Source organism: Pantoea sp. Mb-10 (assembly GCF_021272205.1).
Lineage (GTDB): Bacteria > Pseudomonadota > Gammaproteobacteria > Enterobacterales > Enterobacteriaceae > Pantoea.
In genome coordinates this window covers 216,985-233,167 of sequence record NZ_JAJSDX010000003.1, presented here as the reverse complement: position 1 = coordinate 233,167, position 16,183 = coordinate 216,985, and the positions used below count along the sequence as shown (strand labels likewise).

13 protein-coding genes are annotated in these 16,183 nt (G+C 57.7%); 9 read left to right on the top strand and 4 right to left on the bottom strand.

Going from position 1 to position 16,183, the window contains the following annotated elements; translation table 11 throughout:
- Window positions 1-184 precede the first annotated feature (184 nt).
- Window positions 185-1,132 carry a sensor domain-containing diguanylate cyclase gene (locus LU196_RS07050; protein ID WP_232758614.1) on the top strand — a complete coding sequence of 316 codons (948 nt, stop codon included), beginning with the start codon at window positions 185-187 and terminating at the stop codon, window positions 1,130-1,132.
- 1,509 nt (window positions 1,133-2,641) lie between these two features.
- Here LU196_RS07050 and treF read toward each other — a convergent pair.
- A complete protein-coding gene (gene treF / locus LU196_RS07045) occupies window positions 2,642-4,300 on the bottom strand; it encodes an alpha,alpha-trehalase TreF (RefSeq protein ID WP_232758904.1) in 1,659 nt (552 codons plus the stop codon).
- 309 nt (window positions 4,301-4,609) lie between these two features.
- Window positions 4,610-5,461 carry an SDR family oxidoreductase gene (locus LU196_RS07040; protein WP_232758616.1) on the bottom strand — a complete coding sequence of 284 codons (852 nt, stop codon included), beginning with the start codon at window positions 5,459-5,461 and terminating at the stop codon, window positions 4,610-4,612.
- Window positions 5,462-5,561: 100 nt separating this feature from the next.
- Here LU196_RS07040 and LU196_RS07035 point away from each other — a divergent pair, with 100 nt between their 5' ends.
- The 7 genes from LU196_RS07035 (at window position 5,562) to LU196_RS07005 (ending at window position 11,432) form a co-directional block, all read left to right on the top strand.
- Window positions 5,562-5,942, top strand: a complete 381-nt coding sequence (locus LU196_RS07035; protein ID WP_232758617.1) for a helix-turn-helix domain-containing protein — start codon at window positions 5,562-5,564, stop codon at window positions 5,940-5,942.
- Window positions 5,943-6,399: 457 nt separating this feature from the next.
- Window positions 6,400-7,824, top strand: a complete 1,425-nt coding sequence (locus LU196_RS07030) for a cytochrome ubiquinol oxidase subunit I (protein WP_232758618.1) — start codon at window positions 6,400-6,402, stop codon at window positions 7,822-7,824.
- A gap of 1 nt (window position 7,825) precedes the next feature.
- Window positions 7,826-8,830: a cytochrome d ubiquinol oxidase subunit II gene (gene cydB, locus LU196_RS07025; protein ID WP_232758619.1), complete on the top strand. Its 1,005-nt coding sequence runs from the start codon at window positions 7,826-7,828 to the stop codon at window positions 8,828-8,830.
- Window positions 8,831-8,846: 16 nt separating this feature from the next.
- Window positions 8,847-8,999, top strand: a complete 153-nt coding sequence (locus LU196_RS07020) for a DUF2474 domain-containing protein (RefSeq protein ID WP_232758620.1) — start codon at window positions 8,847-8,849, stop codon at window positions 8,997-8,999.
- A gap of 226 nt (window positions 9,000-9,225) precedes the next feature.
- Window positions 9,226-10,095, top strand: a complete 870-nt coding sequence (locus LU196_RS07015; protein ID WP_232758621.1) for a helix-turn-helix domain-containing protein — start codon at window positions 9,226-9,228, stop codon at window positions 10,093-10,095.
- 163 nt (window positions 10,096-10,258) lie between these two features.
- Window positions 10,259-10,486 carry a hypothetical protein gene (locus tag LU196_RS07010; protein WP_232758622.1) on the top strand — a complete coding sequence of 76 codons (228 nt, stop codon included), beginning with the start codon at window positions 10,259-10,261 and terminating at the stop codon, window positions 10,484-10,486.
- Window positions 10,487-10,610: 124 nt separating this feature from the next.
- Entirely contained in the window at window positions 10,611-11,432 is an 822-nt protein-coding gene (locus LU196_RS07005; protein ID WP_370640975.1) for a siderophore-interacting protein, read from the top strand.
- A gap of 40 nt (window positions 11,433-11,472) precedes the next feature.
- Here LU196_RS07005 and LU196_RS07000 read toward each other — a convergent pair whose 3' ends face one another.
- The gene (locus LU196_RS07000) at window positions 11,473-12,456 is read right to left on the bottom strand and encodes an MDR family oxidoreductase (protein ID WP_232758623.1); all 984 of its coding nucleotides are present in this window, start codon (window positions 12,454-12,456) and stop codon (window positions 11,473-11,475) included.
- 417 nt (window positions 12,457-12,873) lie between these two features.
- Here LU196_RS07000 and LU196_RS06995 point away from each other — a divergent pair, with 417 nt between their 5' ends.
- Window positions 12,874-15,021: an ornithine decarboxylase gene (locus LU196_RS06995; RefSeq protein WP_232758624.1), complete on the top strand. Its 2,148-nt coding sequence runs from the start codon at window positions 12,874-12,876 to the stop codon at window positions 15,019-15,021.
- A gap of 35 nt (window positions 15,022-15,056) precedes the next feature.
- On the opposite strand, the gene mltC is transcribed toward LU196_RS06995, so the two are convergent.
- Complete coding sequence (mltC, locus tag LU196_RS06990; protein WP_232758625.1) at window positions 15,057-16,136, bottom strand: membrane-bound lytic murein transglycosylase MltC; 1,080 nt, start codon at window positions 16,134-16,136, stop codon at window positions 15,057-15,059.
- Between the last annotated feature and the right edge of the window lie 47 nt (window positions 16,137-16,183).

Here is a 16,183-nt window from a genome sequence, read left to right as displayed (position 1 = left end):
TGAGATTTTTCTTAAAATGTGGTTGCGCAGCGCCGTCGCGTTTTACGCTGGATTTTGTCGCGGTCTACGCGTTTATCGCTTCGTTGCGTGCAATTCATGGTGACTAATCTGATTTTTGTTCGTGTGGTTTACAGATGCGCTGCGGCAGGCAAAATAGCCCTTATTTTCTCGCCTGCCGCAAGCCATGTCCGAAGAAGCGTTACGTCAGCAGATTGCGCTGCTTAAAAAGCATAATGCGCGCTTAAAGCGCATCGCGCACGACGCGCGTAACAAGCTCAGTGCGGCGTTAGATGGCACGGGCCTCTGCTTGTGGCAGTTAGATATCCCCAGCGGCAAGCTGGTGATTTTCAATCGGCGCTGGGGGGCGATGCTGGATTTTCAGCCCAACGCGTCCGAAGCCCGTTTTGACGCCTGGCGCGCGCACCTGCACCCTGATGATGCCGCGGAGGTTCTCAACGCGTTTTATGATCATATCGAAGGGCGCGCGCCTTATTATGAAGCGCTGCACCGCATGCTGGGAAAAGATGACAAGATTACCTGGGTGCTGGATCGCGGACGCGTCACGGCGTGGGACGATAATGGCCTGCCGCTAAAAGTGACCGGTACGCATATCGATATGACCAAAGAGAAAGAGTACGAAGCGCAGCTTTCTCTGCTTGCCCACCACGATCCGCTCACCGGCCTGGCGAATCGACATGCGCTGCATGCCCATTTTCTCAGCCTGCGCACCGCAGGTCCGCTGTGCATCGCGTTTATCGATCTGGACAACTTCAAGCACGTTAACGATACGCTGGGGCACCGCAGCGGCGATAAGGTGCTGACACAGTTTAGTCAGCGTATCCGTGACGCCCTCCCACCCAGCGTGGTGATTGGCCGTTTGGGCGGCGATGAGTTTATGCTGCTGATGCCGTTTGACCTCGACAATCCGCTGGTGGGCAAGATCGCGCAGGGGGTGCTGGACGCCGCGCAGGAACCCTTTGAACTTGACAACGGTTATGCGCAAATCGGTGCGTCAATGGGTATCGCAGCGGTACAGGGCAAAGTACGCTTTGACGATGCGCTCACGCGTGCCGATGAGACGATGTATCAGGTTAAGCGGCAGGGCAAACAGGGTATCGGAATCGCGCGATGAGGGCGCTTGGCCGCGCCCCCTGGCCTTTTTGCCGCAGGCAGCGGCAGGGTGCTTTAGCCACGGGCTGTGGCGGGCTTATGCCGCAGGCAGCGGCAGGTGCTTTCTCGCTGGCGCTAGCACGGTGCAACTTTCGTTCGCCAATGGCACAGGCAGGTGCCTTTGCCACTTGCAGTGGCGGGCTTATGCCGCAGGCAGCGGCTCGGTGCTTTCTCGCTGGCGCTAGCACGGTGCAACTTTCGTTCGCCATGGCACTGGCAGGTGCCTTTGCCGCGGTGCGGCGACCGAGCAGAGGGTAGATTCGCCACGGGCAGTGGCTGCGGTGCTTTCCGCTAGCACGGAGCGTGTTTCGTTCGCCATGGCACTGGCAGGTGCCTTTGCCGCGTAGCGGCGACCGAGCAGAGGGCGCCAGGCCGCGCCCTCTGCACTCCCCGGCCCTGCGCCAGCCCCACTCGCCGCTGCGCGGTGCCTTCACTCCCTCAGCCTTCCTGACGGACCGGCGTCGATTCGCTCCTGCTCAACGCCGCCTTTCGCCGCATCCATGCGGCTCATCCTGGAAGCCTTCAGTCGTTCAGCGAGTGGGGATGGCGCTTCACACCCCCCCGCTGCACGCCATGACTTTTTTCGCAGCCACCGCGTGGCGGTAGGACTTTTAAGAAGCATTCAGACCGCGCGGCGTTAAGCAAAACCCTTCTTTCGTGTTTTTACGTCTTTTAAGGTCACTGCGTGGCGGTAAGACTTTTAAGTACCATCCCGCCCGCGCCGTGTTCACCAGAAACCTGTTCAATCTTGTGTTTCTGTCTTCTTCTTCTTTTCAGCCAGCCACTGTCTTCGCAGACCCGTTTACGGCCAACCAGACAACACCAGACAAAAAACAGAAAAAGGCTCTTAAAGGCGAGGTTTGTGGCGCCATCCGGAGCGCCGAACGGAGCGTGACGGCCAGGACGAAGCGGCAGGGATGCCGCTGAGAGGGCGGAATGAGCCAGGGATGGCGAATCCGCGCGGTCCGTGAGGCCGTTGCGGCGGAGTGAGGGAACAGCGGAGGCTGGCGCAGGGCGCGGATTGCAAAGGGCCGCGCCCATCGGCCCTTTGCCCGTACGCCGCAGCGGGGCGGCTGAAACTGCCGTGCGGTTAGCGGGCGGAACCCGCTCAGGGTTCAGTAAAGACCGGCATAGCGGGCCGGAACCCGCTTGGGGCCATATCGGCTGAGTAGCCTGACCCGCGCAGCGGCTAATGCGCGAGCCCGCGCAACTACAAACCGGCATAGCGGGTCGAACCCGCTCAGAGCAATGCCGGCTGAGCGGCCGGAACCCGCTAAGGGTTCAGTAAAAACCGGCTTGGCGGGCCGGAACCCGCTCAGAGTCAGGCCAACGCGCGGGCCTGCGCAACTAAAACCGGCTTGGCGGGCCGGAACCCGCTCAGAGTCAGGCCAACGCGCGAGCCCGCTCACAAATCACCGGCTTTGCGGGCCGGACGCCCGCAGCGATTTGCCAGTGCGCTGGCCCATTACCCTTAGTCCGCTAGCAGGTGTCCGTACATCGTCAGCAGACGGCGTGTCACGCCGTTTGTCCAGCCGAAGCCGTCCTGCAGCGGGTATTCGCCGCCGCCGCCGGGGCGCGCGCGGTCGCCACTGATATCGTATTTCTCGACCAGCTTGTGGTGAATCTTGTAGAAGTTCTTCACCGTAGTGAGCCAGTTGAGGGCGATCTCTTTCGCCAGCGTCTCTTCACCGTAGTGATTAAGACCGACTACGGCCATCCACTGCAGCGGTGCCCAGCCGTTGGGTTTATCCCACTGCTCGCCGCTGTCGACCATGGAGGTAAACAGTCCCCCTTGCGTGAGCAGCAGTTGGCGCAGCGCGATGGCTTGCAGATGCGCCTGTTCTGCGCTGGCAAGGCCCAGGAAAAGCGGCACCACGGCTGCGGCGGTGAACGCACCAAAACGCTCGTCACGCCAGTTGTAATCGCGGTACACGCCCGCTGTGTCGTCCCATAAATAACGGTTAATCGCCTGCTGGCGCGCATCGGCTTTCTTCTGCCAGGCCAAGGCCGTAAGCTCTTCGCCTTTTGCATGAGACAGCGTAGAGATCATCAGCTCCAGCTTGTAGAGAAACGCGTTCAGATCCACCGGAATAAACTGGGTGGTGCGGATACTTGCCAGGCGCTGCGGATCGCGCAGCCAGCGCGAAGAGTAATCCCAGCCCGACGCCGCACCCGCGCGCAGATCGCGGTAGACCTCACTGGCCGGGCGGCTTGATTTACTGGCGGTTTCCACATCTTCCATCCAGGATTCATCGCGCGGCGTGTCGCGGTCATCCCAATAGCGGTTAAGCAGGGAGCCATCGGGCATACGCACCACGTGACGGTAAGCCTGATGCGGCATGAGCTCGCCGGCGCCATCCATCCAGAACTGATACTCTTTCATCAGCTGATCGAGATAGCGTTTTGCGCCGCGAATGCCGTCTTCCTCAAACAGTTCTACCATCAGGGCAAACACCGGTGGCTGCGAGCGGCTTAGGTAGTAGGTACGGTTGCCGTTAGGCACATGCCCATAGTTATCAATCAGCCAGGCAAAGTTATCCGCCATATGACGGAGCAGATCGTCGCGTCCGGCATCTGCCAGACCGAGCATGCTGAAATACGAGTCCCAATAATAGGTCTCGCCAAAGCGTCCGCCCGGCACCACGTAGGGTTTCGGCAGCGGCAATAGTGATGAATGCGGTAAATGCTGCTGTGGCATTTTGGTTAATACCGGCCACAGATCGTCAATATGTTCCGTGATGGTTTTATCCGGATCGGAAACATAAAAACTTTCATTCACCACCGGTAAATAAAAATGCTCGTGTACGAATTGTCCGAGATCGAAATCAGCGGAACGTTTACGACGACGGTAGCGCATTAATATATCCAGCGGATCGTATTTCGGTGCGCAATCTGGAAAGGTCTTGCTATCGTCAAAAATGCGCGCCATCTGCACATGTTCGAACAGTTCAAGATATCGATCGGCAGGGGTTAACGCATCCGGCGCCGGCAGGCCTTCAATTAGCTCTGGCTCTGGCTCCGAATCCTGCATGTCATCGCGGATCAATTCGTGAGGATCGTATTGATACCCCAGATCAGCATGGGCTTCGTGTTCATCGAAAGCTTGGCGTTGCTGGCGGATAGTATTAATAGCGGCCTCCTGAAATTGCCTGGTTGCTCAAAAGACAAATTATAGAACTCTCACCCCATCAGACAACAATGCGAAATATCTATGAACGTAATAAATCTTGTCGATTGATCGCGTTTTCTGGTGAATTTGCAGTGATAACAACGGACTATATTTCAGGAATTGAAAGTGGCAGCTGAAATGACCTTTTTAAATAATGAGACAGAATTTTCTGTAAATGAAAATGGGCGTCCAAATTGCCGAATGGGCGGCGAAATCTTGATCAATTCATGGCAAAGCACTAGGCCGACGCGCGTCGGCCCAGGGACAGGATTACGCCAGCGTTTCACGGATAACAGTGGCAAAAGGCGTGGTAGGGCGTCCAATTAATTGGCTTAAGGTATGGCTATCGTCGAACAGTCCGCCCTGCGCGGCACCCGCATCGGAATCGGCCAGCAGCGCAGCCACGGGATCAGGTAAACCTGCGCCTTTAAGCGCGGCTTCAAACTCTGCAGGCGGTAAATTGACGTAATGCACCTGCTGGCCCGACTGACGCGCGATTTCGGCGCTGAACTCTGCCAGGGAATAGCTCTCGTCTCCAGCCAGTTCGTAGATCTTGCCAGCGTGATGGTCGCCAGCGATGACGGCTGCGGCAGCGGCTGCGTAATCCACGCGCGCGGCTGAGGCGATGCGCCCTTCACCCGCTGCACCCAGGAAGGCGCTGTGCGCCAGCGCAGGCGGAATGCTGGCCGCGTAGTTTTCGGTGTACCAGCCGTTACGCAGCAGCGTAAAGGGGATACCCGATGCGCGCAGCAGGGCTTCCGTGGCCACATGTTCCGCAGCCAAACCGAGCGGGGAGGTATCCGCGTGCAGCAGGCTGGTATAGGCGATGAACTGTACGCCTGCCGTTTTGGCCGCGTCGATAACGGCACGGTGTTGCGCTTCGCGCTGGCCAATTTCGCTGGACGAGATCAGCAGCAGCTTCTCTACGCCGTGGAACGCCTGCGCCAGCGTTGCCGGCTGGTTGTAGTCAGCTGCGCGCACTGTGATGCCGAGGGCCGCGAGATCGGCTGCTTTTTCCGGCGAACGCACCGCAGCAATCAGCGCGTTAGCAGGCATTTTCTTTAACAGCTCGTCAATCACTAAGCGGCCTAATTGGCCCGTGGCGCCGGTAATCGCAATCATGGTGGACTCCTTCAAGGTGAACTGGTGTAAAAGCAGACTAAGAGATAAGCTAACTATTAGTAAGTACTTACAGAATTGTTAGCATGAAGGAAAATAATAAGTGTCTGAAAAATTGAGTGAAAAATTTATACGCGGTGAGCTGCTAAACGTGAACTGCCCCTCGCGCGAGGTGCTGAAGCGCATCACTAGCCGCTGGAGCGTGCTGGTTTTGTTAGCCCTGCGTGAAGACACGCTGCGCTTTAGTGTGCTGCGCCGGAAAATTGGCGGCGTCAGTGAAAGGATGCTGGCTCAAACGCTGCGCTATATGGAAGAAGATGGGTTTGTTGCGCGCATCGCCTACGACGTGGTGCCGCCGCACGTGGAATACCGCTTGACGCCCTTGGGACGCGAAGTCGCAGGGCAGGTGATTGGGCTGGCCGACTGGCTGGAAAGCAACGTCCATCGCATTATCCATCAGGACAAGGTGGGTGAGGCCGGGTAAATAAATAAGGTTCATGCCTTACGTGCTTATAGCGTTTGGTTTTATCGCTTGGCGGTTTAAATAACAACCAAAAAGCGTCGTGCGGAATTATTTACAACGTCAAAAACCAACCGGTGAAATAAACGTGACCGTGGCGTGCATTAAAAAATAATTAAATTAAGCGCTTACCGGATAAGCCGGGAAAATAGCGACCCTCATTAATAACAAAAATGTCACAATGAAGCACTGCGCTTAACTTTAACTCGGTGATTTTAAACAACTACTTTGTGCTAAAAACACTGATCTTAATCAAAGATTACTGTTATAGTTTTACCCATTCCGACTGTTTCTTTTTGTTCCCGCCGCGTGCATTAAAATGGGTGGGAGCGCTCCGGCGTAGCAGGAAATTTATTTCCCGCCACCCTGTGTTAATTATAAGTAAAAAATTCGGTGCAATCTTGTGGCAATGAGGTAAGCAATGTTTGGATTAGATGCCTTCCATCTGGCAAGAATACAGTTCGCCTTTACTGTATCTTTCCATATTATCTTCCCGGCCATTACCATCGGTCTCGCCAGCTTCCTGGCGGTGCTCGAAGGCATGTGGCTAAAAACCCGTAACGAGACCTATCGCGATCTCTACCATTTTTGGTCCAAGGTCTTTGCCGTTAACTTCGGTATGGGCGTGGTCTCCGGTTTGGTTATGGCCTATCAGTTTGGGACCAACTGGAGCGGCTTTTCGCAGTTTGCGGGCAGTATTACCGGGCCGCTGCTCACCTATGAAGTGCTGACCGCGTTCTTCCTTGAGGCGGGTTTCCTTGGCGTTATGCTGTTTGGCTGGAACCGCGTTGGGCCGGGCCTGCACTTCTTTGCAACCTGCATGGTGGCGCTGGGAACGTTGATTTCGACCTTCTGGATCCTCGCGTCCAATAGCTGGATGCATACGCCGCAGGGTTACATCATTCAGAATGGCATCGTGGTGCCGGAAGATTGGTTCAAAATTGTCTTTAACCCGTCTTTCCCTTATCGCTTATTCCATATGTCGGTGGCGGCGTTCCTCGCCAGCGCCTTCTTTGTCGGCGCGTCTGGGGCATGGCATCTGCTGCGCGGCAACGACAATCCGGCCATCCGTAAAATGTTCTCCATGGCGCTGTGGATGGCGCTGATCGTGGCCCCCATTCAGGCGATGATTGGCGATGCGCATGGGTTGAATACCCTGGAGCATCAGCCAGCTAAAATTGCCGCCATTGAAGGGCACTGGGAAAACCCACCCGGTGAAGCCACGCCGCTGATCCTGTTCGGTATCCCGGATATGGAGCAGGAGCGCACCAAATATGCGCTGGAAGTGCCGTACCTCGGTAGTTTGATTCTGACCCACAGCCTGGATAAGCAGGTGCCGGCGCTGAAGAGCTTCCCGAAAGAAGATCGTCCCAATTCGCTGGTGATTTTCTGGTCCTTCCGCGTCATGGTGGCGATGGGGCTGCTGATGATCACGCTGGGCGTGCTCAGCCTGTGGCTGCGCTATAAAAAGCGGCTTTATCAATCACGGCCGTTCCTGTGGTTTGCGCTGCTGATGGGGCCCTCCGGTCTGATCGCCATTTTGGCCGGGTGGTTTACCACCGAAATTGGCCGTCAGCCGTGGGTGGTGTACGGCGTACAGCGCACCATTGATGCGGTGTCAGCGCACGGCGACCTGCATATGAGCATCAGCCTGCTGGCGTTTATTCTGGTGTACTCGTCGGTGTTCGGCGTGGGGTATATCTATATGATGCGCCTGATTAAAAAGGGTCCGGAAACGGGCGAAGGGCACGATGTCTCACTGGGCGGTCCCGGTCAGCATCATACGCCGGCGCGTCCGCTCTCTGCGGCTAAAGAGCGCCTGAATCATCCGCAGGAGGAAAAATAACATGATCGATTTTTCCATAATCTGGTTTGCCATCATCGTTTTCGCCACGCTGATGTACATCGTGATGGACGGTTTTGATCTCGGCATCGGCATTCTGTTCCCGTTCAACAAAGACGCGGTTGAACGCGACATGATGGTCAACACCGTGGCGCCGGTCTGGGACGGAAACGAAACCTGGCTGGTGCTGGGCGGGGCCGGACTTTATGGCGCTTTCCCACTGGCGTATTCGGTGATCGCAGACGCGCTGGCGATTCCCCTGACGGCCATGCTGATCGGCCTGATTTTTCGCGGCGTGGCTTTCGAGTTCCGCTTTAAGGCTACCGAAGAGCATCGCGCATTTTGGGATAAATCATTTATCGCCGGTTCGCTGTTGGCTACGTTCAGCCAGGGGGTAGCGGTCGGAGCCATGATTGATGGTTTTCCGGTGCAGGGGCGCGCGTTTGCCGGCTCGGCAATGGACTGGCTGGCACCGTTCCCGCTGTTCTGCGGCGTGGGGCTGGTCATCGCGTATGCGCTGCTGGGCTGCACCTGGCTCATCATGAAAACCGAACACGAGCTGCACCGTAAAATGTCGGCGCTGGCGATTCCGCTGGTGATCGCGCTGCTGGTGGTGGTGGGTATCATTAGCCTGTGGACGCCGTTTACGCACGACGCCATTTCACACCGCTGGTTCAGCCGTCCGAACCTGTTCTGGTTCCTGCCGGTGCCCGTGCTGGTGCTGCTCTGCTCGTGGGGTATTGTGCGCGCCATCAAGCGAGAGGCGCACTATTCGCCGTTCCTGTTAACGCTGGCGCTGATTTTCCTCGGCTTCTCCGGCTTAGGCATTAGCGTGTGGCCTAACATTATTCCACCGTCAGTGACTATCTGGGACGCAGCATCTCCGCCGCAGAGTCAGGCCTTTATGCTGGTAGGAAGCCTGCTGATTATTCCGATGATTCTGGGCTACACCTTCTGGAGCTACTACGTGTTCCGCGGAAAAATCAAAGCGGATGCCGGATACCACTGATAGACAGGCTGAGGTGATGACGATGAAAAAGCAGAGTGAATCCGCTGCCCCTTGGTGGAAACGCGTGATGTGGCTGGTGGTCATTTACGGCGCAAGCGTGCTGGCGTTGGGCGTAGTGGCCTCGCTGTTTCGTATGATGATGACCGCGGCAGGCATGCGCAGCCACTAACGTACCCGGTGAAAGGCACAGACGGCGTCGGCAACGGCGCCGTTTTTTATTGTTGACCGCGACAGGGGGGCCGCGATGCACAGCAAAAAGTTAGTCACCTAAGCAATTAATGCGAAAACGACCCGGCCAGCTTTACTGTTCCTTACGTTACGCGCACCATTTTGGTATATTTCATTGACACATAACACAAAAGCGCACGCCTCCGCCGCGCAGTAAACTCGCCCACATGCTCAGCCTGACCCTCAAACAGCAATACATCAGCGACCTGGTTGACTGGATCGAAGCCAACCTGACCGATGACCTTAATATCGACCTTATTACGCTTAAATCAGGCTACTCTAAGTGGCATATGCAGCGGATGTTCAAAGAGATCACCGGCCAAACGCTGGCCGCCTATACGCGCAAACGCCGTTTAACGCTCTCCGCGATGGCGCTGCGCCTGACGCATCTGCCGCTGATCGATATTGCCGTGCGCTTTGGCTTTGATAACCAGCAAAACTTTACGCGCGTTTTTAAAAGCCATTTCGGCCTCACGCCTGGCGCTTATCGGCGCATTCCTGAACTGCCCATGAAGCACTTCCACGGTCGTATCTCCAGCCGTCGCGCCCTGACGAAAGCGCGGCTGACGGAAAAGCCTGCGGTGCAGCTGAGCGGTGAAGTGGTGGAGTGGGAGTGCCGCTTTGGTGAGTACATTGAGCATCACAATCATATCGTGGCGCAGTATACGCGGGACTTTATCGCGTTTGCCGGACAGCACGCGAAGCGTGGCTGGTTGGGGTTTCAGTTTGGTCCGGGATTACACTCTGCCGACCAGCAGCGCATCAGCCTGTTCCAGGCGCTGGAAAGCCAGCATGCCAACGTTTTACCGCATCCCGTGCAAAACTGGACCGGCGAGCAGGGCCTGTACGCCGAGATTGAGTGGCAAGGTGCGCCCGAAGAGATCAATGCGTTCACCGCAGAGATGTATTACCGCCATTTACCGGCGCTGGAAGTGGCGCGGCGGCCCGGCAAAGACCTGCTCAAGCTGGATCTGCTGCGCAGCACGCCCGATGTGCTCCACGGTACGTTTTACATTCCGGTGTCACTCGGCGCGTAAACCCTACGTGCGGTCACAGTGAGCAACCGCACGTTTTTATAAGTTTGCCGCGCACGGTGGCGTAAAATACTGCCTTGAAGCCTGAACCAACGTGTTATTCACCCGCCACGCCGCCTCAGGCTGGATAATGTTCTGCCTTTCAGGTCCTTTCCGGACCACTTACGTGAAAAAAACCAAAATGACGCGACTTCTACCGTTGTTTATCTCCACAGCGCTGCTGGGCTTTTCCGCCCTGGCTGCGGCGCAGATGGATGAACCCTTCTCGCCGCCAAGCGGCTTGCATCCTCATCAGCAAGCCTGCGCGCAACAGGAAATCCTGGGCGACAACCGTCTGCCGCAGCACGGCCAGGACGATGCCCGTTTTATTAACTGCCCGCCAAACCTGAACTGATCGCCTATCGCTGTCTCCTGCGCGACGATTTGTTCATGGCATCACGCCGCGTAGCGCACGTTTCGACATTGTGCGCCTTCGACATCGCCGTTAGGCTTGAACGTATTAATGAGAATGAGTGTTAATTACGATTCAGGCCGCCGCGCGGTCTTGGGAGAGCCTTTTGCACCATAACACTACGCCCCGTGCGCCCCAGCGCGTTCGCAATGAACTGCGTTTCCGCCACATTTCCGTTGTCAGCAAAACGCCGATCGCCGAAGCCTTCTGGCGCATTACGTTTACCGGAGACGATCTGGCGGGCTTTCACTCGCCCTCCTTTGATGACCATATCAAGGTATTTTTCGCCCCAGAGGCTGGCGCACTGTCTGTGCTGCCGCAGATGACCGAAGACGGCATCGTCTGGCCCGGCGGCGTGCGGCCTGTGGCCCGTGATTACACGCCGCTGGCGTTCAACGGTCTCGACGCGCTGACGCTGGATTTCTGGCGGCACGATGGCGGTATCGCCAGCGGCTGGGCAGAGCAGGCCGCCGTGGGCGATCGGCTGATCATCGGCGGGCCGCGTGGTTCCAGCGTCGCGCCGGTGGATTACGCCTGGCAGCTCTATGTGTGCGATGAAACCGGGCTACCGGCCGTTAAGCGCCGCCTCGCGGAGATCCAGGCGCAGCATGTTCATTTGTTCGCGTTTGCGGATGCGGACGTGGGAGAGGCGTATCTCGGCGATCTCGACGGGGTCACCGTAAGCTGGCTGGGCAGTGGCACTATGCAGGCAGATACGTTACAGCCGCTGGTGGATCAGCTTGCCACCGTTCCGCTGCCGGAGGCGGACTACTTCATCTGGCTGACCGGGGAAGGCGAGGCGGTGAAGCGCCTGAGCGACTATTTTACCCAGCAGCGGGGCGCGCACCCGGACGTGGTGCGCGCCGTGGCCTACTGGCACCGCAAGTAGGTTGTTAATCGCACATCGCGTCGCCGCGGCGGCGCGATGTTTAGCGACAATCCACCACCACTCTTCCGCGCACTTTTCCTGCTAACAACTGTTCAGCGCCTTCGCGCACGTCACTTAACGGAATCACGCTGTAGAGCGGTTTGAGCAGCGTATCATCCATCACCGAAGCCAGGCGCTGCCACGCTTCTGCACGCAGCGGCGCAGGACACATCACGCTGTCTACGCCGGTTAAGGTCACGCCGCGCAAAATAAAGGGGGCGACGCTGGCGGGCAGATCCAATCCTTGCGCCATGCCGCAGGCGGCGACCACCGCATCGCGCTTGCAGCTGGCCAGGACGTTCGCCAGCGTATGGCTGCCCACGCTGTCAATTGCCGCCGCCCACTGCTCTTTCGCCAGCGGCTTGCCGGGCGCGCTGAGCGTTTCCCGCGCGATGACCGCCGAGGCACCGAGCGTGTCGATCAGGTATTCGCGATCGCTGTTGCGCCCGCTGGAGGCCACCACCTCATAGCCTAAACGCGACAGCAGCCGCACGCTGAAGCTGCCGACGCCGCCGCTGGCGCCCGTCACCAGCACCGGACCGCGATCGGGCGCGATCCCCTGTTTTTCCAGCGCGAGCACGCACAGCATCGCGGTAAAACCGGCGGTGCCGATTGCCATGGTATGTACCGGGCTCAGCGCGGCGGGCACGCGAACCAGCCAGTCGCCTGGCACGCAGGCTTTCTGCGCCAGTCCGCCCCAGTGTTTTTCCCCGACGCCCCATCCGGTGAGCAGACCCGTATCGCCCTGCTGCCAGTGCGCGTGATGGCTGCCGGTGACGCTGCCGACGAAATCGATGCCCGGCACCATGGGAAACTGGCGCACGATCGGGCCCTTGTTGCAGATAGCCAACGCGTCTTTGTAGTTCAGCGAGGAGTAGCTAACGTCAAGGGTGACGTCGCTGTCGGGCAGCTGACTTTCATCGAGATCCTGCAGCGAAATGCGGTATCCCTGCTGATCATTGGTGATTATCCATGCTTTAAACATGCAGCCTCCGGCGGCTCAGGAAGTAGAGGTTTAATACTACGCCGCCCTACGCCATTGGGCCAGGCGCAGGCGGGTTGTTCCCCCTGGCAAAAAGTGCCATCATGGCGGCCCACTTTTCCTTTCTCTCTTGCCGAGGACGCCACGATGACCGCAACGCTGCGCGACTGCGCTTGTGCCCGTTCACCGGCGGCTAAACGACGCTCTGTCATCCGTTGTTCGTGTTGCGCCTTTACGATGCGGTGAGGGCAGTTCCAGCGGTTCGCTGTTGGACATGAGTAAAGACGGAGGCGCTCTGGCTTTACTGATGTCTATCGGTTGCGGCGGCTCTGTCGTCCGAATTGACGTTACTCGTCGGGGAACACTCCTCATTGCTGTGCCACTGGCACCCACTCATCCTTCATTACGGGGATTTGTGTTATGAACCCATTGAAAATTGCTGCCAGCGTAGCGGTAGCGCCTAGCCTCAGTCTCAACACCGCGCGCGATGTGGTGACGCTGGATAATACCGATTTTACCGACGTCGCGGCGGTGGTGGTGTCGCTGGCAGATAGCCGCAGCGGCGTGCTGACGCTGCTGCGCCAAACCGGTTTTAATTTGCCGGTGTTTGTCGCCAATGCCTTCGACGAGGAGGTGCTGACGCTGCCCGGTGTCTCCGGTGAAATCAACGGTGCGCCAGAGGAGTGGGCTGCGCTGGAGCAGGCCGCACAGGCGTATGAATCGGCGCTGCTGCCGCCGTTTTTTGACACGCTCACGCGCTATGTGGATATGCAGAACAGCACGTTTGCTTGTCCGGGACATCAGGGCGGCGCCTTTTTCCGTAAGCATCCGGCGGGGCGCCAGTTCTATGACTTTTATGGCGAAAATGTTTTCCGCTCGGATATGTGCAACGCCGATGTGAAGCTGGGCGATCTGCTGATTCACGAAGGCTCGGCGAAAGACGCGCAGAAGCACGCCGCCAAAGTGTTTAACGCGGATAAAACCTACTTTGTGCTCAACGGTACGTCCAGCGCCAACAAAGTGGTCACCAACGCGCTGCTGACGCGCGGTGATTTGGTGCTGTTTGACCGTAACAATCACAAATCCAATCACCACGGCGCGCTGATTCAGGCGGGGGCGACGCCCATTTATCTGGAAGCGGCGCGCAATCCGTTTGGTTTTATTGGCGGCATTGATGCCCACTGCTTTGATGACGCCTGGCTGCGCGAGCAGGTGGCTCAGGTGGCGCCTGAGCGTGCCCAGCAGCCGCGCCCGTTCCGGCTGGCGATTATTCAGCTTGGCACCTACGATGGCACAGTCTATAACGCGCGGCAGGTGGTGGATCGCATCGGCCATCTGTGCGATTACATCCTGTTTGACTCCGCCTGGCTGGGCTATGAGCAATTTATTCCCCTGATGCAGGACGGCTCGCCGCTGACGCTGGCGCTGAACGAGAACGATCCCGGCATCTTTGTCACACAGTCGGTGCACAAGCAGCTGGCGGGCTTTTCGCAAACCTCGCAGATCCACAAGAAAGATAACCATATTCGCGGACAGCAGCGCTTTTGCCCGCACAAGCGGCTTAACAACGCGTTTATGCTGCACGCCTCGACCAGCCCGTTTTATCCGCTGTTTGCCGCGCTGGACATCAACGCACAGATGCACAAAGGCGAGGCAGGGCGCAGCATGTGGCATACCTGCGTGACCCTCGGCATTGAGACGCGCAAAGACATTCTGGCGCGCTGCGAAATGATCAAACCGTTTCTACCGGAGACCGTGCACGGCAAGCCATGGGCCGCAGCCGATACCGAGGCGATCGCCACCGATCCGGCGTACTTCAGCCTGGAACCGGGGGCCAAATGGCACGGTTTTGACGGCTACGCGCGCGATCAGTATCTGGTCGATCCCTGCAAGCTGCTGCTAACCACGCCGGGGATTGATGCCGCCAGCGGCGAATACGCCGCGTTTGGCATTCCGGCCACCATCCTCGCCAACTACCTGCGCGAGAACGGGATTGTGCCCGAGAAATGTGACCTGAACTCAATTCTATTCCTGCTGACACCGGCGGAAACGCCGGAAAAAATGGCGCATCTGGTGGCGATGTTGGCGCAGTTTGAGCAGCATGTGCGCGACGATGCCCTGCTGGCAGAGGTGCTGCCGAGCGTCTATCGCAAACACGTTGATCGCTACAAAGGCTATACCCTGCGCCGCCTGTGTCAGGAGATGCACGATCTGTATGTGAGCTACGACGTGAAAGATCTGCAGCGCGACATGTTTCGTCAGGCCTGTTTCCCGCCGGTCAAGGTCAACCCGCAGGATGCGCATCAGGCCTACATTCGCGGTGAGGTCGCGCTGGTGCCGATTGCTGAGGCTGAAGGTCGTATCGCCGCAGAGGGCGCGCTGCCTTATCCGCCGGGTGTGCTGTGCGTCGTGCCGGGCGAAGCGTGGGGCGGGGCGGTTCAGCGCTATTTTCTGGCGCTGGAGGCAGGTATTAATCTGCTGCCCGGTTTCTCACCGGAGCTGCAGGGCGTCTACACCGAAGAGGATGCCAGCGGTCACAAGCGGCTGGTGGCGAACATGCTGCTGTGATAAACAACATGGCGTCCCGCAGGACGCCATTTTTATTAGTAGCGGTGATAGCTGCGCTGCGCCTGATTCACTTTATACAGGTAACGGCGCGACTCACCGGAAGGGTGGTTGGTGGTCAGCGTCTGATAAACCTGGCTCGGCGACATGCCGTTAATGGCGGAAAAAGCGCGATCTTTATCGCTGGAGAACACCCGCAGCACGCTGCCCGCGCCGCCGTTGTAGGCGGTGATGACCGCATAGCGCCGCGACAGCGGATCTTGAATACCGCCTAAATAGCTGTTTTGCAGCAGCGAGAGATAAGCGGTACCTGCGTCAATATTGTTGGCCGGATCCAGCAGATAGCTGCGGCTCGGCTTACCCCATTTGCCTTTCATGCGGAACACATCGACGCCCGCGGTGTGCTGCACCACCTGCATCAGGCCAAGCGCATCCGAGTGGCTGACCGCATACGGGTTAAAGCTCGATTCGGTCTGCATGATCGCCAGGATCAGCGAGGCATCGACGCCGTATTGCTCGGCGGCTTTGCGCACCAGCGGCAGGTATTTGTGCGCGCGCTTATCCAAATGGTTCGGCACCATGGGAATGGTCACGGACCAGATGACATGCAGTCCGGAGACGCGCTTTTGCAGCTTATTCTGAATCAAATAGTCCGCGAAGGCGCCGGCGCGGCCCTGCCAGCGGATTGGCTGCCCGGTATTGTCCAGCACCTGACCGTAAAGCAGCGGTTCTTTACTGATTTTAATGTCGTTGGCGTCAGAGTAGAGATCAACGTTACCCGGATCGTCACCGATCAGCAGTGTCGTGATGATCGCCTGACGCAGGCTGGCCATCGGATCAGTGCCGGAAATGGTTTCGATGGTAATGCTACCGCTGTCAAAGTTGATATGACTGCGGGTGTAATAGTTGTCGCTGTATTTGACGTAATCCTTGGGGCCGGCAATCAGGACTTCGTTCATGCCCCAAATATTTTCAATGTTGGCGGCAAACTGCCCCATCAGAATGTCGAAACCGTTGGTGTCCTTGACCCACTCTTCGTGATATTGCGATTTTTTTTGTCCGGAGCAGGAAACCAAAAGCGGAGCAATCACTAACAGGGCTATCAGTTTTTTGTTCATTGTTGATGCGTGCCTGATTCGAAAAAAGGGGCCTCAAAGGAAGGCCC